The sequence below is a fragment of the Pseudoalteromonas sp. APC 3224 genome (assembly GCF_030407535.1).
Classification (GTDB): domain Bacteria; phylum Pseudomonadota; class Gammaproteobacteria; order Enterobacterales; family Alteromonadaceae; genus Pseudoalteromonas.
Window position 1 is genome coordinate 20,699 of sequence record NZ_JASDDF010000041.1, and the last position, 19,718, is coordinate 40,416.

The window sequence follows — 19,718 nt, forward strand, 5'->3', positions numbered from 1 at the left end:
CCCTTATGCGTTTAGTAGTTCAAACCATTTATCTAAACTGTAATCGTAGTTATCCATCACTGTATTCCACACCGCAATATTAGAAAAGCGCTTTTCATAGCTGCCGCCATCGCGAATTTGCCCTGGCATAATTATATTTTTGCCATCGGTACCCGCTAGTGGTTGAGTCGCTTCTTTGCCATCGTACCAATAATCCCATTCGGGGGTGGTAATTATTTCTTTACTACGTTCTGGATTAGAAATGTAATAACCTTGCTTGGAAATAAATGCACCAGGCCAGCCCGATAACCACCAGTTCATGTATTCATAAGCGGCGTCTTTTACATGCCCTACCGTATTAGCAGAGAGACACATCACTCCATGCCATGCTCGATACCCTTCTTTAGGAGATGCATTAACAACGGGTAAACCTTGGGCTCTACATGCAGTCACCCCCGGAGAAAATATACTTTGTATGTGCACACGCTTTTTAAGCATAAACTCAACCGATTGTGGCACCGACGTCCAAAACCCAGAAAAATGCCCTGCTTGCTTTTTATTAATTAAAATTGCAAACAGTTTATCTATTTCTGCAACACTCATATTGGCAATATTATTAAATGCCATAAGCCCTTGTGCTTGGGCCGCCAAAGCGGCATCAAAAATGCCTATGGTGGGGGCATTTACCAAACCAACAAAGCCTTTATTACTCTCCTCAAGCAACCAGCCCCATGACTCAGTCTCGTAAGCCACACCCTTAGGTATAAAATTAGTGTTATAGCCAAATGAATCCACATTGTGAACATAAGGCATAAAACTTATTTTATCAGTAGCTTGGCTTCCAAGTGAGCCATCGTGTTGAACATATAAAATTTTGTTGGGCGCATCACCTGCGCCCAATTTTGCTGTGGGAACTAACTTACCGGTTTTGGTTAGTGGGTTTATTTCCTGCCAATATTTTAGTCTTTCTACTTCAATTGGTTGAATAGCATTGGCTTGCCACAATATATTAATTGAGTCAGACCATTGTTCATATAAATCAAATGAAGAGGGATCAGCTGCTGCTTTTTGTAAAACGGCCGCACTCCCCATAGGGGTAAATTCAATATTAATACCGAGCTCTTGCATGGCGCGGACTCTAAGCTCTTCTTGTAAAGTTACATGCGTTCCCATGACTCTAAGCGTAACCGGTTTTTTTGCAAACACATACGGCGCTTTAAATGCGACAGCAGAGGTCGCAGCACCGACCGCTAGCGTACTTAAAAATTTACGTCGAGTGACATTGTTAGCCATACTAATCATCCATTTAGTGATTCCCACAATCAGTATAGGTAATAATCGAATAATCACTAACTTAGCGCTTCAAAAAACACTATTTTAATTAAAATGAGTGATCGTCATAAATAACATGGTCGTTTAATTATTGTATAAATTTTATAAGATAACTCTATCTATCCTTGTTACACTAGCAGTGTTGAAATACCTACTCGATTAAGGCGCTTACCCATGGAAAAATTTGTTAATCACATTCAACTAGGCTATTTGGGCTTGCTGCCGTTTTTAGGCTGTGTGGGTTGGCCACTTATGTTTGGCAGTAACAGTGTTAATTTAGAGTTTTTTAGTTTTTACAGCATCGCTATTTTAGCGTTTATGGCAGGTAGTTTATGGCATGCAGGGCAACAAAGCTTTGCCGATGCCATTAAAGCTGTACTGCCGGTCATTCCTATTCCGTTTTTATCATTTTTGCCGATTGAGTGGATGCTTGCGTGGTTAGGCGCGAGTTTTTGGTTGGTTCTGATTTTCGAAAAAGCGTCGATTTATTGGCAGAGTTACCACAAAGATTACCAAAAAATGCGCTTTGTGCTCACATCTGTGGTGTTTGTGTGTCATATCTTAATTATTGGTATGAGTATTTACCCTAAATAACACGCCATTACTTAACCATTGGTCTGTAATAGGGTAACATCCGCGCACTGTATTGAGAGGACACCCTATGATAGACCAATTGCGCCAACAGCTCACTGACCTTGGTGAGAATTTTGTAGAAAAAAACGCCGTTTTTAAAATAAAAGTGATCCCTTTTTTTTGTGCCATTAGCATAAAAAAAGATCATAAAAGCGAAGGTCGTCTTTCTTTTTATTCAAATCAACTCATTGAAATACTAATGGTTGTGTTGTTTGTATTGTTTGGTTTATCTATATTTGATCCTGACGCAGGATTTACCCATGGTCCTATCCACATTGTTTTTGCTATTTTGATTACCTTTAACCTAATTTTAAAACAGGTTGCTATTGAGGGTTTAAAAACACGTTTAGCTATGTACAGGTTGCATCAGGCACCTCAGCAAAATGATGAGCCCGAAAACCCAAACACATCTTCACGCTAATATGTATTTAAATCCAAACTGGAACATACTTACGGTAGGTGATGGCGATTTATCGTTTTCAAATGCGCTTTATCGTCATATTAAGCCAAAAAAGTTAGTGGCATCCACTTACGACGACCAATCAACTATTGAGCAAAAATACCCAGACAATGCGCTCAATGCTTTAAAGTCGCAAAAGGTAGAAGTACTTAATAGTTTTGATGTAACCAACCCACAATGTTGGCAAGCGCTTGGCCAGCATTTACATAGTTTTGATGTGGTTATTTTTCAATTTCCGCTTATTCCTGCGTTTGTTGGTCGTGATGCATTTGAACATACTACTCGCCATACCAGCATGAACGTACTTAACCGTGCATTACTGCATCAATTTATAAAATACGCTAATGAGTTTGCTTTAAATCCACAAGGCGCGAGGCTGTGTTTCATCACTTCAAAAGATGTTAAACCGTACCGTGAATGGAATATTGAAGGCAGTTTAGGTACCCATTTGAACGCACAATATCAAGGGCAAATGCCATTTGATATTAGTCACTTTAGTGGCTATAAAATTCGCAATGTTGACCGTGATAAGCACGTTAAAGACACCAGCGGCATTACCTATGTATTTAGTGAAAAACCCTTACCTGAACTGGCTAGCTTGTTAACTTTTCCTGCTTACTTATCCGATAATTATTGCTCGCTATGTCGCGTAGGGCCGTTTTTAGCTGACGAGGATAAAAGCAAGCATTTTGCTGCTAAAAAACACCTGCAAATGATCAAACTAGAGCAAGACTGGCAGCAATGGTTAACAGCGTTTTATAAGTCAAGCTAGCTTAATTAAGTCAGCTGCTTTTTCGGCAATGGCTATCACACCGGCATTGGTGTTGCCGGTAATTATATGCGGCATAATTGAGGCATCAACCACACGCAAATTTTTCACGCCATGTACTTGTAGTTGGCTATTCACTACCGCCATGGCATCTTGCCCCATTTTACAAGTGCCTACAGGGTGATATTCAGTCTCGGCCGTTTGCCTAATATACTCAATAAGCTGCTCATTATTGTTAATATCTAGCGGGTAAACCATATTACCTCTAATTACATCAAATGCTTCACTTTGCATAATCTGCAGTGTTTTTTTAAGCCCCGCTAACATCACGTTTAAATCATCGGGGTGGCTTAAATAACTAGGATCAATAAGTGGTGCACTCAAGGGGTTGGCATCGGCTAATCGAATCGTGCCACGGCTTTTAGGTTGCATAATACTACAGTGAATACTATAACCATGGCCTAGGTGCAGTTTACGGCTATGGTCATCCACCAGCCCAATTACAAATTCAAGCTGTACGTCGGGTACTTTTGAATCGGAAAATAGCTTTATAAAGGCATGTGATTCTGCAAAATTACTAGTAAGCTGCCCTTCACGTTTTACAAACCAATCAACGCATCCTTTTGCAATATTAAACGCCCCACCCGCACTTATACCAAATGTGCCTTTACTGTATTTAGCTTTATACAATGGCACAACGGTTAAGTGGTCATGAAGGTTCTCTCCAACACCAGAAAGCTCGTTTACTATTTTAATATTATGCTGCTTTAGTTGCTCTTTAGGGCCAACTCCCGATAGCATTAAAATTTGCGGTGAGTTAATTGCGCCAGCGCTTAAAACCACCTCTTTTTTTGCATGCAATACAACGGCCTTATTGTTTATAGAAACAGAGACTCCGGTTGCGGTTTTATCGCAAAAAAGCACTTTATTAACGTATACTTTGCTAAGCACAGTTAGGTTTTTTCGGTTTAAATGGGGGGTTATATACGCTTTTGCCGCGCTACAACGCTCACCTTGATGTTGAGTCACTTGCGATAACCTTGCTCCCACTTGCTGCCCTGCGTTTATATCGCCATTGTGCGGTACACCTTGTTGTTCACAGGCGTTTAAAAACAGCTGATTTACAGGGCTTGGCAGGCTTAAATCCTGCACATGTAAAGGGCCATTAACCCCGTGTATATCACTTTCAGTAAAGGTTTTATTATTTTCAGCTTTAATGAAATAAGGCAATAAACTCTCATAATCCCAGCCCTCATTGCCCAGTGCAGCCCAACTATTATAGTCGTGCTTATTACCCCGAATATAAACCATAGCATTAATGGAGCTTGAACCGCCAAGCACTTTGCCACGAGGCATAAATCCGCAGCGATTATTAAGTTCTTTTTGAGGTACCGTATTGTAATGCCAGCTATTAATGCCATAAGGCACGCTTGCAGCGACCCCTGCAGGCATTTGAACCATTGCACCTTTATCACTGCCGCCCGCTTCAATTAAGCACACACTCACATTTTTATTTTCAGATAATCGCGATGCAATAACGCAGCCTGCACTGCCTGCGCCAACAACAATGTAATCAAATGTAGTGATATGCATACTTATTCTCCAATTAAAAAACCAGTTTGCATGGAACATCGAATAAAAACTTGTTATTTTTAGACATCCTCACGCAAAAGTATATTTTATGAGCCGCTTAATTAGAGCCACCTCTTTACAAGGAATAGACCATTTAATTGCAGAACTTGGGGGAGGTTTCGCTGCCATAATGCAGCAGTGCGCCATTAATGTGGACTTTAATAAACTAGAGCAAGAGACCCTTACTTACCGCGCGTATGCACAGCTATTAGAGCATTGCGCGAATACACTAAATTGTCCAAATTTTGGTTTAAAACTAGCAAGCCTGCAAAGCTTTGATATTTTGGGCCATATTGCAATAGCCGCTCAAACAGGCACTAATTTAGCCGAGGCGCTAGATTGGGTGATAAAATATTTGCACTTACATACGCCAGCGCTTAATTTAACCACTCACCCACTTGATGATAATGAGCACGTGTTTTTATCATTCGCTATAAATCTCAGGCCATTACCGGCAATAAACCAAGTAATAGAGCTCACCATTGCATTGGCCATTGCTACCTTAAAAAATATGAGTAATGGTCGCTGTAAGCCACAAAGTGTATTTTTACCTCATACCCTAGGCGCAAATAAGCAGACCTACCATCAGCATTTTGGGTGTAAGGTTATTACTCACAGAAATAGCGCCGGCGTATTAATTGCCAAACAAGACTTAGATTTAACACTTAACGTTACTAAGCAGCACAAAACCCAAGCTGCACTTAGCTTTTTAGCCGAAAATAATGCTCATAGCCAATCTTTGCCTGCTCAGGTAAGCGCGCTTATTCGCATTATGCTGCCGATATTTCAAAGCGCTAATAATACTATTGCCGCTGCGCTTAATATTCACCCTCGCACCTTGCACCGAGAACTTAAAAAGCACGATACCAGTTTTGTAAAGCTCAAAGACGCCACTCGCCGCGCCCTATGTGAGCACTATTTATTACAAAACCAATTGTCGGTGACTCAAATTTCAGAGCTTTTAGGTTATCAGGAGCAAGCTACGTTATGTACTAGCATTAAACGTTGGTTTAATTGCTCTGCCCGCGCATTTAGAGCCAAACATTGTTAAACTGCGCCCTTGTTTAAAAACAGCAAAGGCTATTCATGAATTTTGTAATTGTAGGTACTAATTTTATTAGCGACACGTTATTGGCAGCGGCTAATACACTCAGCAATTTTAATTTATACGGTATTTGCTCTCGCCAAATAAGCAGCGGCGAGCGCTTTTTAGCTAATCATCCAACAAATACCGATGCTAAAATTTTTACCTCTATTGATGCTGTGTGCCAAGATGAACAAGTAGACGTAGTTTATATAGCGGCGCCAAATAGCCTGCACAGTGCATATGCAATACAGTGTTTAAAAGCGGGCAAACACGTATTAGGCGAAAAGCCCTCAGCGGCTAATAGCAAGCAACTTGCGGCTATTTTAACTGCGGCAAAGCAGCATCAGCGCCTTTACATGGAAGCGATGATGACAACGCACTTACCTAATTTTGCGCACTTACAAGCTGCCCTAAAAAAAATAGGCACACCACGTAAGTTTATTGGTCGATTTAGTCAGTATTCATCACGTTACGACAAGTATAAAAATGGTGAGCGCCCGAATACTTTTTTACCTGAATTTGCTAATGGTGCCTTACTAGATTTGGGTATTTACCCACTTTATCTCGTTATTGCATTATGGGGAGTACCACGCTCTGTTCACGCCAGCGGCGTATTACTTGAAAGTGGTGTAGATGGTGCAGGCGATGTGCTTTTAAATTATCCCGACAGACAAGCGGTGATCAGCTATTCGAAAATTTCACAAGGCGAAAATATCACTGAAATTCAGGGGGAATTAGGTCGAATTAGAATTGAAGCCGTGTCGCAGCTTAAAAAAATAGAGTTTATTGCTAACAATGGTCATAAAGAGCTTATTAGCACGGAATTTGACGAGCACTTTATGAAGTACGAACTCGAGAACTTTATCAATACCATTGAGCAAAATCAGGGGGAGTCTAGCGTTAATACTCATCAGCTTTCTGTCGATGTAATGCAAGTACTTGATACCGCACGCGCACAACTTGGTGTTGTTTACCCAGCAGATTTATCCTCTGAATAAAACAAAAACTACCGGCTAAGCGATAAGCGTATTTTATCGCTTGGCCTTTGGGCACACTTTACTAAACACTGCTATTTTGAATTAAGCTTAAAAAGATCACAAAATTTGACTTACCTCTGAGATCAAAAGCAGGTAACATGCCGCCAAAATTCATCGCAATCTTTAAGGACATCCATGCAAAAATCAACCAAAGATCTATTACTGGCTATTTTATGCATATTGCTAGCAATGATGACGATTCAGTCAGGCGCGTCACTGGCTAAACAGCTTTTTCCTATTGTTGGACCTGAGGGCACAACAGCCTTACGTTTAGGATTTTCGGCCGCTATTTTGTGTTTGATTTTTAAACCATGGAAACACTTCCCTGTTGCAAGCCAACGCTTACCCATATTAATTTATGGATTAAGTTTAGGCGGCATGAATATTCTATTTTATTACGCGATAGAACGTATCCCATTAGGTATTGGGGTTGCGCTTGAATTTACAGGCCCATTAGCTGTCGCGTTGTTTTCTTCTCGCAGAAAACGTGACTTATTTTGGGTTGCCTGTGCAGTGGCCGGTATTTTATTACTTTTACCTGATATGAAAGGTCAAGACAGCCTTGATCCAGTCGGTGTAGTACTCGCACTTGCGGCGGGTGCCTGTTGGGCTGGCTATATTTTATTTGGTAAGAAAACAGGCAGTCAAAGCTCTGGTGGCGCAACGGTTGCGATGGGCATGACAATATCAGCCATTGTGCTGGTACCTTATGGCGGCATTTCACAAAGTGCTGCATTTACTTGGGATATTATTCCATTAGGTATTGCTATCGCCGTGCTTTCAAGCGCCCTGCCTTATACTCTTGAAATGATTACTTTACGTAATATGTCGCCACAAGGTTTTAGTATTGTAATGAGCCTAGAACCTGCAATTGCAGCACTCGCTGGCTTAGTTATTTTAGGTGAACTGTTAAGCATTTGGCAGTGGCTGGCTATTTTACTGGTGATTATTGCCTCGGTAGGTAGTTCAATGTCTAATGGTAAAAAGCAGCCTGCTGCTTAGAGTTTAATAATTTAATTGCGTCATGAACTATCATGGCGCAACTTCTCATCTCCTATTTTACAACTCCCTCTTAGTATAACTAAGCCTGCGTTTTATCTCTCCTTTCACACCATTCATTGTTGCACTTAAAACAATATATACCATCTACTGTGTGTGCATTATTTATACAAACACCTTGTTATATTTAAACTTTAAATTTAAGTAAAAACCCACGCCTTAATTTTTATTCTAAAAAAGTGAATTAAAATTCATATTTTTATTTCCATCAACAAAACTCCCTGATACTATTAGCGCTCATTTATTAACGTACTAAATCTAACTGGGATCAATTTTTATGTTTAAACCAAGCCTGTTAACCTTGGCTGTATCAAGCGCACTGAGCGGTGTATTACTTAGCGGTAATGCAACAGCACAAGAGCAAATTATTGAAAACAATAAATCGCTTGAAGTTATTGAGGTTACAGCAACACGCCGAAGTGGCTCTATTCAGGCTGCGCCTCTTAACATTACTGCGCTTGATGCCGATGTAATGAAAGACCAAAATATCAGCGAATTAGCCGATGTAGCGCGTTGGGTGCCAGGTTTAACAATTACTGATCAAGGTGGTCGCTCTGGCTCGCCTATTATTGTGCGTGGATTAAATACAAATTCATCAGGCCCTTCATCAGATGGCGGCACGGTAGCCACTTACATTAACGAAATTCCAGTATCGGTAGATATGCGCCTTGTTGATGTAGAACGAGTGGAAGTACTTATTGGACCGCAAGGCACATTGTATGGCGCAGGCACATTGGGTGGCGCTATTCGTTACATGCTTAAAGAGCCAGAGCTTGATTTTATATCAGGTGAAGTATTTGGTGATGTTTTTCAAACTCAAGAAAGTGATTCAATCGGCGGCGAAGCCGGTTTTATTTTCAACTTACCATTGATTGAAGACAAACTGGCGGTACGTACCAGTTTAAATATTTATGAAGACCCAGGGTTTATTGACTACGCCTACACCGTTCGTGAACCAGGTGTGTCGATCACCGACCCTGATTGGACAAACCTTGATGCAGTAAACAGCAATCTTAAAAATGTAAAAGACGCCAACGGTGAAACCACCACAACTGGGCGTATTTCATTACGTTACAAAGCAAATGAGTCATTTGAAGGCACATTAAACTACTTCTATCAAAAGCAAGACACCGAAGGTCGCTCAATTGTTCATCACAATAGCCTTAACGAAAATAATGGTTTAAATGATCGCATCGGCAAATACGAGTCAGCGTACCGTTTTGAAGAGCCACGGAAAAAAGAAGATCAATTACTCAGCCTTGAACTTAAAGCCGACTTAGGTTTTGCTGAGCTGGTATCAGCTACCGGTATTTCACACTTTGAAGCCGATGGTCAACGCGACCAAACTGACCTTTTAATTCGTTTAGACTATGGCTACGAAGAGTTTCCTTCGTTTTCGGCATTTACCCGTGAATTAGACGAAGTCGATACCTTCACTCAAGAGCTACGTTTGGTCTCACAAAGCGATAGCGACCTAAGCTGGATTGTTGGTGGTTTTTACAATAAAACCGATACCGACGCATCAAGCAGAGAGTTTACGCCAGGCTTTGATCAGTTCGCAGTTGATAATTTTGGTGGCGCACAGCTAAGACCAGACTCTTTAGAGTATTTAGAAATTACTGGCAGCAAAGTCACTGAATCAGCACTTTTTGGTGAAGTGGGTTACCAGGTAACCGATAAACTCGACATTACCATTGGCGCGCGTTTTTACGAATACGACGTAGAATCAAAAGCGGCTTTTGATTTCCCATTAGCAAATACCTTGTATGAAGGTGCTGCACCTGATGCAATTTCAGTTAACTTTGAAGAGAACGAAGCCGGTGACAACGGTAATCTGTTCAAATTTAATGCTAAATACCAATTTACAGATTCAGTGATGGCGTATGCAACTATAAGTGAAGGATTTAGAATTGGTGGCTCAAATGGCTTAGTGCCTTGCCCTACACCTCTACCTGAAGACCAACAAACAGGCTGTGGTAAACCAGATGAAATGCTATACGATGCCGATACAACCACTAACTATGAGCTAGGTTTTAAAAGTACCTGGATGAGAAGCCAATTACACTTTAATGCTGCGCTATTCAATGTAGATTGGGATAACGCACAAATTGCCGGTGCGACAATAGTAGGCCAATTACCTTACTTATCAAATGCTGGTAGCGCAAATGCGAAAGGGATTGAAATTGCCACGCGTGCAATTTTATCAGACTCATTTACAGCCTATGCAACTTATGCCTATACAAAAGCAGAACTAACCTCAGACGCTCCGTATTTATTTAATGCCGATGGCACTGATGGCGCAAAAGATGGCGACCGTTTACCGGGCTCACCTGAGCACCAGTTCTCTATGGGTATTAACTACCAAACAGAAGTGTTTAACGACAAAACCCTTGATATTAACTATGGTTTAACCGCACAAAGTGATGTAATTTCAAAAGTAGGCCTACGTGACAACGGTGAAGCACTCCCGGGTTATAGCTTAAGTAATATTTCAGCTAAATTAACCGCCGATGCGTGGTCGACTACTTTATATGTAGATAACCTATTTAATAAATATGCGGTTACTTCTGTTCGTCGTTCAGATGCGGATATTACAACAGCCAATGGCGCAGACATACAACGTAACTATGGTTACTTTATTAATCGCCCGCTTACTATTGGCATTAAATTTAACTATCAGTTTGAAATATAATTAAACGATAAGTTTAAGTACAATCAAGAGGCTCAAATTAATTTTGAGCCTTTTTATTTGTAAGCACATTATTTATAAGAGTATTCATGCAGCCAAACTTAAAGCAATTACACCAAAGCGCTATCAACAACTTAAACCAAGGCAATATTCAGCCAGCGCATAAAGCACTGGTTGAGCTGGTAACACAAAAACCAGACTTTGCTGATGGCTACTTTTTGCTCGCTATGGTTAATTTACAGGTTGGCCAAATTTACAAAGCGATAAAGCTAATTGAAAAAGCATTAAGCTTTACCCAGTCTATTGAATATACTGCGCAACTTGCGAAGTGCTACGCTCTTACGGGCGACTTACAAAAAGCAAAAAACACCGCCCTCAGCGTTAAGCCTGAACATATTAGTAAAGCACTTGATGCCGATACATTAGGCGTGGCGCTCACCCAAGCGGGTTTACATCAACAAGCAGCTGATTACTTTATATGCGCATTAAGTTTAGCTGAGGCGAGTAATACTCGTCAGCCGCAGTTTTATTATAACTATGGGGTGTGTGCTAAATTTTTAGGCCAGTTTGATAAAGCACAGCAAGCGTTTGAAAATGCCATTGCACTGAACCCGCTTCATCATCAAAGTCATTTTGCCTTAGCCGATTTAACTAAAGTCACCGAACATAATAATCACATCACGCGATTAAAAAATGTATTCGAACAGGTCAATCATCCCGACGCCAAACTGCATATAGGTCATGCGCTCGCTAAAGAATATCAAGACTTAGGAGAGTTTTCAGCAGCCTTTACCGCGTTACAACAAGGTAAAGCAGCAAAACTCGCTAATAAGGCGTTTGATAACCAAGCGTCTGAGGCTTTATTTGCACATATAAAACAGCTCAGTGATAAATACAAAAACCAACAAACAGCTGGCAACCAAAGCAGTGAGCCAATTTTTGTATTAGGCATGCCGCGCTCTGGCACCACATTAGTTGAACGCATTTTATCAAGCCACAGCGACGTACAATCGGCGGGCGAGCTGCAAGACTTTGGCCTAAGTGTAAAAAAACTTAGCCAAACGCACACGCCTCAAGTACTCGATATAGACACCTTAAACCAAGCTTACCAGCTTGATTTTGCAAAACTTGGCAGCACTTACCTTGAAGCAACCCGTGTTGTAACCGGCAGCCATAAACACTTTATTGATAAACTACCGTTTAACTTTTTTTATATCGATTTAATTACCAAAGCACTGCCAAACGCGAAAATAATTTGCCTACTTCGCGACCCCATGGACACCTGCATTGGTAACTATCGTCAGCTATTTACCATTAACAACCCATATTATGCTTACTCGTTAGACTTACTCGACACCGCTAAATTTTACAGCCGCTTTTATAAACTGATGCAGCACTTCAGCAACCTGCACAGCAATATTAAACTAGTAAAATACGAAGAGCTCATCGCCGCACCAGAGCAAAAAATAAAAGAGTTAGTGAGCTATTGCGACTTAGACTGGCAGCCACAATGCCTTGATTTTCACTTAAACACCGCACCAGTATCAACTGCCAGCAAAATACAAGTGCGCCAACCGCTTAACAACAAAGCCATAGGCCGCTGGAAGAATTTTAAGCCTTATACAGAGCAAGCGCAGACTTATCTTTTAAAGCAAAATATACCAATTGAATAAAGAGTTGAGGTGCAGGAAGTAACGATCATTTTCTCAACCACTAAATACGGGGAATTTTAAAGTTTGAGATTAGTGTTTAATTTTCACCTAGGGTGGGCTGAGCGAAACGAACCAACTAAAATACTCCCAACAAAAAACGCTTTTCTATAAAGCGTATAAGCCTAGACAAAACATTTCAAAATTTATCTTAAACCTCTTTTGTAGCGTCACTTTCATCACGAACTCTGATCAAGCGGGTTGATATAATAATTAACACACCACACACTATCCCCAAACCAATAGACTTACTTAATCCCAGTGATCCTAAAACAGGTTTTATCATAAAATAATTAAAAATAACCATAGGTAAAAGCGCAATGAAAAACACTTTTATATTAAAGGTTATTGCAAATGGTTTTTTGCATTGTGGGCACTCTCTTATCTTGCTCCAACTTTGTAAGGCTTTAGAAAAAAACCCAATTTTTTCTTCACAATGAGGACATTTATAAAATTGTGCATTCGCCTCAAAACCATCCTCTACTTCATGACTCGTTGTTGGGTTTTCAAGGCGATTATTTAACTCTTTTTTTAACTCATTTTTTCTTTCAGGATACGCTTCTTGATCGATAGCACGTAATGACTCTTCTAGCTCTGAAATTGAATATTCTGAGTAATTTGGTTCCATACCTGTGTTCTCCTTGTTTAATAAAGCCCACTGAGAAATAGTTTCGTTAAAGTATCGCTCATGAGGCGCTAGCCGACTGTTTTTTATATAAATAAAACAAATGAAAAGTCGCTATAAAGGGTGCAATAATAATATATATAAAAATAAACTCTTGTGGTTTCATCGTACTAAATTCAGTCGTTGTTAAAACAACAGGACAAAAGCTACAACCTAATAACAATCCAAGTTTTACAATGATTGGGCGCTTTAATACCGTTAATTTTTTCATCGTTTTTATTAATGAATATAGTGACCATAAACCATATGCACCACCCAGCAAAAAATAGCCCAATAAAGGGTTTAATGTAACTGAAAATACAACCCAACCAAATATACTATAAATCAAATAAAGCAATAACGTAGGTATAAAAACAAAAGCAGTATAAAGAGATATTATTTTTTGTAATTGAGAATTACTCATACGTCTTATAAACATCCAAAACTGTATTAAATAACAGATAATAGCTGGCTAAAGCATCGTGCGATTGCAATATGTCGCTTTTTCAAAATCACTAATATTCATTGCAATGTTAGAAATTTCAGGAAATAAAGCAACAAGCTTACTAACAATTGCTCGTGAGAGGTTCGCTTTTTGCTCTGTTGTTCTTCCTTGCATTATATGGGCAAACACATGAATAAAGTCTTCATGTTTATTCCCCACAGAAAAAGTACTAAATGGATTTATTCTAACTTTTATATCACCTTCATCGAATAAACCTGTAGCGTGAGCTACAAAATGAATTTGTTCAATAATGTAGTCCTCATCATGTTCCCCAAAAACACTTTCAGAACAGTCCATTATAAAATGAGGCATATACTCTCCTTGATATTAGGGTCTGTTGACCTTTGCGGATTAAAATTTGTTCAAGCTAGGGGCGGTTTAATCGCGGCGCGAGGTTTGTAACCTAGTGGGCTAAGTCAAAACCGAGCAACAAAGAGTAAATCGCCCCTAGGCAGAACTCAAAGGGCAGCGCCTGTTTGGCATTACTGCTGTGTTATCGCCTATTTATGGGGAATAACCACACCACATAGGCTCTGCCTTGCCTAAATACCAAACAGGCTGCTGCAAATTTAACCTTGAAAGGTCAACAGACCCTAATCGCTAATGTAAATAGTTTGACCGCATCTTACTCGTGAATGAGGTTCATATTGGTATTTATCTTAAATACATTTTTTCAATACAGCTTATATAAACATTTCGTGAGGATTTAAAAAAAACATTCTTTTCCAACCCTGAGTCTGTGTTGTAGCTAACCAAGGAATTGGAATTATTGATAAGATTGAATAATGAATATGCGGTTGTTTTCCCTGGGCATTACCTGAATCTCCCAAAACACCAATAACTGAGCCAGTCTTAACAACAGTACCCGTTGTAACAGAGTAACTGTCCATATGCGCGTAATAGTGAATACGCCATTTAGGCCCTAATACTGCCACTACATTCCCGCCTTTTCGTATTGTGCCCGTATAAATGACTAAGCCTTTGCTAGAAGAAAGTGTGGCAGTCCCTTTTTTACCAAATATATCAATCCCTTTATGGACCACAGAGCTTCCCCATGGCTCATACCAAAAAGTATTATGGTTCCAATCATTGGGTGTTGCACCCTCAACAGGAATAACAATGTCATCTGGTATGATCATACCTATAAGGAAAACTGCGGTAAGTAGAACGAGTATAAATCTTAATTTTTTCAATGAGCTATCCTTGGCACATATTAACTGAAACACTCCCTGTTAGTGTGTCTGCGTGGGAACTATTCATACAATAGGCTTTAGTTTATAAAGGGAAGGTTTTAATGCCCTAATTAGGCCACGTTAATAAAATGCGCTGCCCTAAGTCGTCCCTGCATTACTCAGCATATTTATTGCCTGATATTAAACCGAATTAAGCGCGTTAAATCAACACTCTAATTTCGACTATAAGTTAAGTTGAAGATGAGCGCCTCAATTAATACAAGGATAGCGTTGCATTCACCAGTTGAACTCACAGCCATGAGCGGACTGTCGTAACCTTAGACTCTTGTTAAGTGCCCTATTGCTCAATATATTTAAAGGTATCAGCACCATCGAAAAACCTAACATTAACAGACTTAAATAGCTCAGGAGTAGCCATTCTGGTGTTGATTGCGACCCTATTTGTACCGTCATCTCTTTTTTGTGTGTAGTGAGTCGTGCAACCACAAAAAGTGCAAGAATGATATGAGCGAACTTTGCTACCCCACAAATGAACAGTAGCCTCTGATTTTACTTTAATATCAACTTGATCGACTGTGTAATAAGCCCAAAGAGCACCCAGCCGGTAACACATTGAACAATTACAACTGGTAATAGATTCTAGTAGCATGTCTGCTGTTATAACGATATTACCGCAATGACAAGTAGCTTTGACCATGTTTCCTCCTTGAACACTTAACGCCTCAATCAGCCGACGCGTTAGCGGTCTGCTGGATTGATTTGTTAGCATTTTCCTCGGTTAGTAAACATATACCCAACCAAATAAACCAAACAATTTGTGATACGCCAAATATTTCAGTAAATAGTTTGTCAGGATAAACCGTTGCAATGCCCGCTATGCCAACAAAATATCCGAGATAGTTAAGTGACCGGGGTAATCTGCCCTCTTGTATTGCTGCTACGCTAATCAATAGAACCCAAAGTCCGCCAACTAATTCATTTCCACCACCTATACTTTCTGTTATCACTGAAACGATTATCCACATATCAAGGGCTTTTTCTGGATTTGCATCCATCAGATCGATTGCATGATCAAGCCCGATATTCGAAATCATTCCACTTGCGATCACCAGACCGACCCAAATGCCCCCGAATAGAGATCCAATAGTAATTAAGGGATTAACTTTATATTTAAGCCTCTTATACATACCAATAACGAGTATGGCCAGAAAAATGCCAAACACCACGTACATTAGAAAATAGATCATTGAAAATAGAAGTTGATTTTCTGCCATGTAAGTCATTTTTTCGACTGGACTACCATCAACCGGATATGACCAAAAAGCCCCAAAATACACAAAGGCTGCTATGTAAATAAGCCCTTGGAAAATTGCTGCGATACCAGCTAGTTTTTGTAGACCCTTCATTTGGCGAAACCCCGTTTGTTGTATTGCTAAAACGCTTTGCTAAGCGGCAAAAAATTGTTGGCTAAAATAAGTGAGGCACGAACAAAAGCCAACTGTTTTTTGTGATCTTCACCCGATAAAGTGGACACCGTCCACGTTTCAATTAACTGCCAATTCAAACTCGGCAGGTGATTTATATCCTAAACTCGAATGCAATCTCTGTCTATTGTAAAAATAATTTAGGTAAACCTTTAATTTTGATAATAGTTTACCGCTGCTCTCAAATTTATTTCCTCGAATTAAATCTGCTTTAAGCGAATGAAAGAACGACTCGACTTCTGCGTTGTCAGTACAGCACCCAGGCCTATTCATACTGGCTTTGATGTTTTTGCTAGCCAAATACTTTTGTACAACGTGTGCACGGTATTCTGCGCCTCGGTCAGTGTGAAATAATACACTCTCTGTTGGCTGTCGTTTCTTTATCGCAAGCCTTAGCGCCTTTAACGTAAGGTCTGTTGTTTTGTTTTTACCAAACGCCCAGCCGATTACTCAACGTGAATATAAGTCGATAACCACAGCAAGGTAATGCCAACGAGCGCCGACTTTTAAATACGTAATATCGCCAGACCATTGTTGATTGATCCCCGTGGCCTTTTCACTATCTTTGCGTTTGTTTTCTATCTCTTTATAAAAGAACTTCACCTTCGCCGGTTTGCTGTAAGTCTTAAGGGCTCTGGCTCTTAAACCGTTTTCTCGCATTAAGCGGGCAACACGTTTTTGGCTTGTGTTTATACCTTCTTTTTTTAGCGCATGAAATACGCGTGGGCTACCATAGGTTTGATGATTTACATTGAAAACGTGCTTTATCTTCAACAACAAATTAGCATCTGACAGCGCTCTAGCTGACACTGTTCTGTCACGCCAAGCATAAAACCCACTACGCGAAACATTAAGCCAAGAACACAAGTATTTTACACCTAAGGCTTGTCCGAATTTTTGGATGAATCCAAATCGTTCTGATGTACTTCCGCCAGATACCGTTGCCACTTTTTTAGCAGGTCATTCTCCTGCTTAAGACGCTCATTTTCTTTCTTAAGCTTTTGAATGTTATCCAGCTCTTTTTTTGTTGGGAATTTACTCATTGTTTCATTGTTGCTTTGATAGCGCGGTACGTTTTTAAACTTAGCTTCTCGATACTCTTTTCGCCAACGACTCAGCATTAACGGATGAATATCTAGCGCCTCGGCAACGTCCTTTGACATGACATCGTCTCGTAAGCTTAGTTCGACTGCTTTGATTTTAAAATTAACTGGGTAAAACCATGTCTTTCTAGGTTGGGTATATCTAGGCATTTTAGCCTCCTCAAAGTAATGAGGAGGTGTCCACTAAAACGGGTGAGGAGCATTGTCCGTTTAAGCAACTTGTTATGTGCCTGTTTATTGTAAATTTTCTTTAACTCTTTCAAACCAGCCACTAACTTCTTCATGTGCATCCAATTGAATTAAATCATCGATTGTCATTAATGGCGCTGCTTGCTCAGACAATATTCTTTTAATTGTACCTGCGCCTTCGCCAACTATATCCGTATTACCAGCTGCCTTAAGGGATTTAAGAAAAGTTGAAAGGTCTTTAGGTATATTTTTATTCTTCCATTCTTCGATCCAACCTTCATTAGAATGCATAAAGTCTTCTTCAATTGGATAGACTTCTTTAATCAATCTTGGGTGAATATAGTTTTCAACTTCCAACATATTTGTTAATGCGGCCCATGAATCAGCTCTTTCATTAACTTGGTCAACTGCAATTTGATACTTTGCAACGTCATTATCATATATATGGATCTCTGGCTTATTCAATTTTGCTAGATAATTTTTATTCACCCAGTGCATCAATGTTCCGCCACCGAGGAAAATAGTTAGGATCCTGTCGTCATTTTCTAGGTCTAAATTAAACAACTTTCCAACATGGTTGAAAAACTCTACATCTGTTGGGCCTTCCAGACATAAAATTGCTTGAACACCTAAATTATTAATTGAAAGTGCAACATCGGGCAGCATTCCTAAAGTCTGAGAAATAACCTCTAAATTATCTTCCGTTCCTTTTTGAACAACAGGTAGGCCATCAATATTATTTATAAACCTAATTTTATCTGTACTAACTAAACCAGCAAGCGAAGGACTATGTGTTGTAATTAAAACTTGTGTATTCTCATTGTCTGAAAGTTCTACGAGTGCATTGAATAACTCAACCTGCCATGTTGGATGTTGGGATGTTTCAGGCTCTTCAATTGCGTAGATTACATTCCTGTCTTCGGCATTTTTTCTTTCAGCCTCTGCTCTAAAGTAGTTAAGCAAAATAAGTCTTCTAACTCCGCTACCTCTCTTGTTAATGGGTATTCCGTCATCACAGTTGAAAGAAAATGAAAATAACGACTCCCAAGGTTTATGTGACATTTCAGGGGAGAGAACATCTGCTATTTCAGGGCTCATTTCCTTCAACTTTTCGAGGGTTTTCAAACCTAGTAATTCAGCTTTAGCTCTTATCTGCTCTTTGACATCGTCAAGTTCAGCCTGCAATTGGCTTATTGCTGTTTTAGTAATAGCTTTTAAAGGATCCTGTACTTCTTTATCTGAATCTTTGTTCGCTCTATCGGACTGAAAAATAAAAAATAGGGGCAAATCCAACTTTAAAGACTCCCAAATCTTTTTCCCGTCTTCCTTATCGATAGGAATATCTATTTCTGATAAGTCATTTGTATCTTCAACATCATATATTGCTTGTCTAATAGATGAGCTTTTGTTTTTTTTAACTTCGTTAACATCAAGATCATCAGAATAATTTACTAATAATTTTTTGAGGTCAGCAATCTTCATTGAAATCAATGGTGCTTCAAATGTAGTTGGGTAATTAGCTACAAGATAGGTTTTTAGTGAGGCTGCAGACAGTTTGTCTTTTGAGCAATCCCAAGTCTTTTTCACTGATAGATTGCTATCAGAATCAAGTAAATATTCTTTATTTAGATCTGTTGGAACAGTATCAATTGTATATTCTTTTTCTTCAGGTCTGAAGCTAACCTGAATAGCCATATATTGTTCATCTTTGGCATGAACATTATGGTCATCAATATCTATTTTAACCGTTTCATTGTTGAAGAAAATTTCTAAAGCCTCGAGTATTGTTGACTTACCAATGTCATTCTTACCAATGATGACATTAAAATTTTCGTCAAACTCAACACTTACATTTCTATAACCACGGAAGTTTGTTAATTCTAGTTTTGATATTTTCAATGAAGTACTCCTTTACTTGATTCGGTTCTATTAATAGGAAGCTATTTCTATCAATTTATATTCCCGAGGAAATTGATCCATATGGTAATTTTCATCCCCTTTGTTCAATAAAGATCCCGCCATTGTATAGCCTGACTCTAATGAATCTAGTTCCAACTGTTCGAATGTCCCATCAGAAATATATGAATGCTCAGCCAACCCGAAGAACTTGTCGATTTTCACTGAATCGAATTGGATAATATAATTCCCAAGAGTCATTTCTTCTTGAAATTTATCCATACATTCACCAACGATC

Annotated in this window: 18 protein-coding genes and 1 pseudogene; 8 read left to right on the forward strand and 11 right to left on the reverse strand. The window is 39.4% G+C overall.

All coding sequences use genetic code 11. The annotated features are described in order from the left end of the window. Positions 1-3: 3 nt before the first annotated feature. The gene (locus QL989_RS16840) at positions 4-1,272 is read right to left on the reverse strand and encodes an extracellular solute-binding protein (RefSeq protein WP_198522748.1); all 1,269 of its coding nucleotides are present in this window, start codon (positions 1,270-1,272) and stop codon (positions 4-6) included. Between the two features lie 213 nt (positions 1,273-1,485). Here QL989_RS16840 and QL989_RS16845 point away from each other — a divergent pair, with 213 nt between their 5' ends. The 3 genes from QL989_RS16845 to QL989_RS16855 all read left to right on the forward strand — a co-directional run bounded on the left by QL989_RS16845 (position 1,486) and on the right by QL989_RS16855 (position 3,176). Continuing rightward, positions 1,486-1,905, forward strand: coding sequence for a DUF3429 domain-containing protein (locus tag QL989_RS16845; protein WP_290171317.1), 420 nt, complete (start codon positions 1,486-1,488; stop codon positions 1,903-1,905). A gap of 67 nt (positions 1,906-1,972) precedes the next feature. After that, positions 1,973-2,365: a hypothetical protein gene (locus tag QL989_RS16850; RefSeq protein ID WP_290171319.1), complete on the forward strand. Its 393-nt coding sequence runs from the start codon at positions 1,973-1,975 to the stop codon at positions 2,363-2,365. Between the two features lies 1 nt (position 2,366). Next, on the forward strand, positions 2,367-3,176 hold the full coding sequence (locus QL989_RS16855; RefSeq protein ID WP_290171335.1) for a class I SAM-dependent methyltransferase: 810 nt from the start codon (positions 2,367-2,369) through the stop codon (positions 3,174-3,176). Here QL989_RS16855 and QL989_RS16860 read toward each other — a convergent pair. Continuing rightward, positions 3,168-4,766, reverse strand: coding sequence for a GMC family oxidoreductase N-terminal domain-containing protein (locus tag QL989_RS16860; protein ID WP_290171320.1), 1,599 nt, complete (start codon positions 4,764-4,766; stop codon positions 3,168-3,170). The two genes, QL989_RS16855 and QL989_RS16860, sit on opposite strands and share 9 nt — an antisense overlap. 88 nt (positions 4,767-4,854) lie before the next feature. Here QL989_RS16860 and QL989_RS16865 point away from each other — a divergent pair, with 88 nt between their 5' ends. The 5 genes from QL989_RS16865 (at position 4,855) to QL989_RS16885 (ending at position 12,350) form a co-directional block, all read left to right on the forward strand. Beyond that, positions 4,855-5,856, forward strand: a complete 1,002-nt coding sequence (locus QL989_RS16865) for an AraC family transcriptional regulator (RefSeq protein WP_290171321.1) — start codon at positions 4,855-4,857, stop codon at positions 5,854-5,856. A gap of 35 nt (positions 5,857-5,891) precedes the next feature. Further along, positions 5,892-6,890: a Gfo/Idh/MocA family oxidoreductase gene (locus QL989_RS16870; RefSeq protein WP_290171322.1), complete on the forward strand. Its 999-nt coding sequence runs from the start codon at positions 5,892-5,894 to the stop codon at positions 6,888-6,890. Positions 6,891-7,064: 174 nt separating this feature from the next. Beyond that, complete coding sequence (locus QL989_RS16875) at positions 7,065-7,931, forward strand: DMT family transporter (protein WP_008115672.1); 867 nt, start codon at positions 7,065-7,067, stop codon at positions 7,929-7,931. Between the two features lie 334 nt (positions 7,932-8,265). Next, entirely contained in the window at positions 8,266-10,680 is a 2,415-nt protein-coding gene (locus QL989_RS16880) for a TonB-dependent receptor (RefSeq protein WP_290171323.1), read from the forward strand. 86 nt (positions 10,681-10,766) lie between these two features. Further along, the gene (locus QL989_RS16885; protein ID WP_290171325.1) at positions 10,767-12,350 is read left to right on the forward strand and encodes a tetratricopeptide repeat-containing sulfotransferase family protein; all 1,584 of its coding nucleotides are present in this window, start codon (positions 10,767-10,769) and stop codon (positions 12,348-12,350) included. Between the two features lie 187 nt (positions 12,351-12,537). Here QL989_RS16885 and QL989_RS16890 read toward each other — a convergent pair whose 3' ends face one another. From QL989_RS16890 to QL989_RS16930, 9 genes and pseudogenes are all read right to left on the reverse strand, one after another. Continuing rightward, complete coding sequence (locus QL989_RS16890; RefSeq protein ID WP_290171326.1) at positions 12,538-13,014, reverse strand: hypothetical protein; 477 nt, start codon at positions 13,012-13,014, stop codon at positions 12,538-12,540. Positions 13,015-13,072: 58 nt separating this feature from the next. Beyond that, a complete protein-coding gene (locus QL989_RS16895) occupies positions 13,073-13,474 on the reverse strand; it encodes a hypothetical protein (RefSeq protein ID WP_290171327.1) in 402 nt (133 codons plus the stop codon). A 48-nt stretch (positions 13,475-13,522) separates the two neighbouring features. Continuing rightward, positions 13,523-13,867: a 5-carboxymethyl-2-hydroxymuconate Delta-isomerase gene (locus QL989_RS16900; protein ID WP_290171328.1), complete on the reverse strand. Its 345-nt coding sequence runs from the start codon at positions 13,865-13,867 to the stop codon at positions 13,523-13,525. A gap of 371 nt (positions 13,868-14,238) precedes the next feature. After that, the gene (locus QL989_RS16905) at positions 14,239-14,694 is read right to left on the reverse strand and encodes a M23 family metallopeptidase (RefSeq protein ID WP_290171329.1); all 456 of its coding nucleotides are present in this window, start codon (positions 14,692-14,694) and stop codon (positions 14,239-14,241) included. 391 nt (positions 14,695-15,085) lie between these two features. Further along, on the reverse strand, positions 15,086-15,445 hold the full coding sequence (locus tag QL989_RS16910; protein WP_290171330.1) for an aldehyde-activating protein: 360 nt from the start codon (positions 15,443-15,445) through the stop codon (positions 15,086-15,088). 25 nt (positions 15,446-15,470) lie between these two features. After that, complete coding sequence (locus QL989_RS16915) at positions 15,471-16,154, reverse strand: DUF4386 family protein (protein ID WP_290171331.1); 684 nt, start codon at positions 16,152-16,154, stop codon at positions 15,471-15,473. A gap of 138 nt (positions 16,155-16,292) precedes the next feature. Then, positions 16,293-17,485 (reverse strand): annotated as a pseudogene (locus QL989_RS16920) (IS3 family transposase). 84 nt (positions 17,486-17,569) lie between these two features. Beyond that, the gene (locus tag QL989_RS16925; protein ID WP_290171332.1) at positions 17,570-19,423 is read right to left on the reverse strand and encodes an ATP-binding protein; all 1,854 of its coding nucleotides are present in this window, start codon (positions 19,421-19,423) and stop codon (positions 17,570-17,572) included. Between the two features lie 30 nt (positions 19,424-19,453). Further along, positions 19,454-19,718 (reverse strand): hypothetical protein (locus QL989_RS16930; RefSeq protein WP_290171333.1); only part of this gene is annotated, 265 nt, incomplete at its 5' end.

Coding starts and splice junctions, on each gene's coding strand:
- QL989_RS16840 (WP_198522748.1), bottom strand. CDS start 1,272: ATGGCTAACAATGTCACTCGACGTAAATTTTTAAGTACGCTAGCGGTC.
- QL989_RS16845 (WP_290171317.1), top strand. CDS start 1,486: ATGGAAAAATTTGTTAATCACATTCAACTAGGCTATTTGGGCTTGCTG.
- QL989_RS16850 (WP_290171319.1), top strand. CDS start 1,973: ATGATAGACCAATTGCGCCAACAGCTCACTGACCTTGGTGAGAATTTT.
- QL989_RS16855 (WP_290171335.1), top strand. CDS start 2,367: ATGTATTTAAATCCAAACTGGAACATACTTACGGTAGGTGATGGCGAT.
- QL989_RS16860 (WP_290171320.1), bottom strand. CDS start 4,766: ATGCATATCACTACATTTGATTACATTGTTGTTGGCGCAGGCAGTGCA.
- QL989_RS16865 (WP_290171321.1), top strand. CDS start 4,855: ATGAGCCGCTTAATTAGAGCCACCTCTTTACAAGGAATAGACCATTTA.
- QL989_RS16870 (WP_290171322.1), top strand. CDS start 5,892: ATGAATTTTGTAATTGTAGGTACTAATTTTATTAGCGACACGTTATTG.
- QL989_RS16875 (WP_008115672.1), top strand. CDS start 7,065: ATGCAAAAATCAACCAAAGATCTATTACTGGCTATTTTATGCATATTG.
- QL989_RS16880 (WP_290171323.1), top strand. CDS start 8,266: ATGTTTAAACCAAGCCTGTTAACCTTGGCTGTATCAAGCGCACTGAGC.
- QL989_RS16885 (WP_290171325.1), top strand. CDS start 10,767: ATGCAGCCAAACTTAAAGCAATTACACCAAAGCGCTATCAACAACTTA.
- QL989_RS16890 (WP_290171326.1), bottom strand. CDS start 13,014: ATGGAACCAAATTACTCAGAATATTCAATTTCAGAGCTAGAAGAGTCA.
- QL989_RS16895 (WP_290171327.1), bottom strand. CDS start 13,474: ATGAGTAATTCTCAATTACAAAAAATAATATCTCTTTATACTGCTTTT.
- QL989_RS16900 (WP_290171328.1), bottom strand. CDS start 13,867: ATGCCTCATTTTATAATGGACTGTTCTGAAAGTGTTTTTGGGGAACAT.
- QL989_RS16905 (WP_290171329.1), bottom strand. CDS start 14,694: ATGATCATACCAGATGACATTGTTATTCCTGTTGAGGGTGCAACACCC.
- QL989_RS16910 (WP_290171330.1), bottom strand. CDS start 15,445: ATGGTCAAAGCTACTTGTCATTGCGGTAATATCGTTATAACAGCAGAC.
- QL989_RS16915 (WP_290171331.1), bottom strand. CDS start 16,154: ATGAAGGGTCTACAAAAACTAGCTGGTATCGCAGCAATTTTCCAAGGG.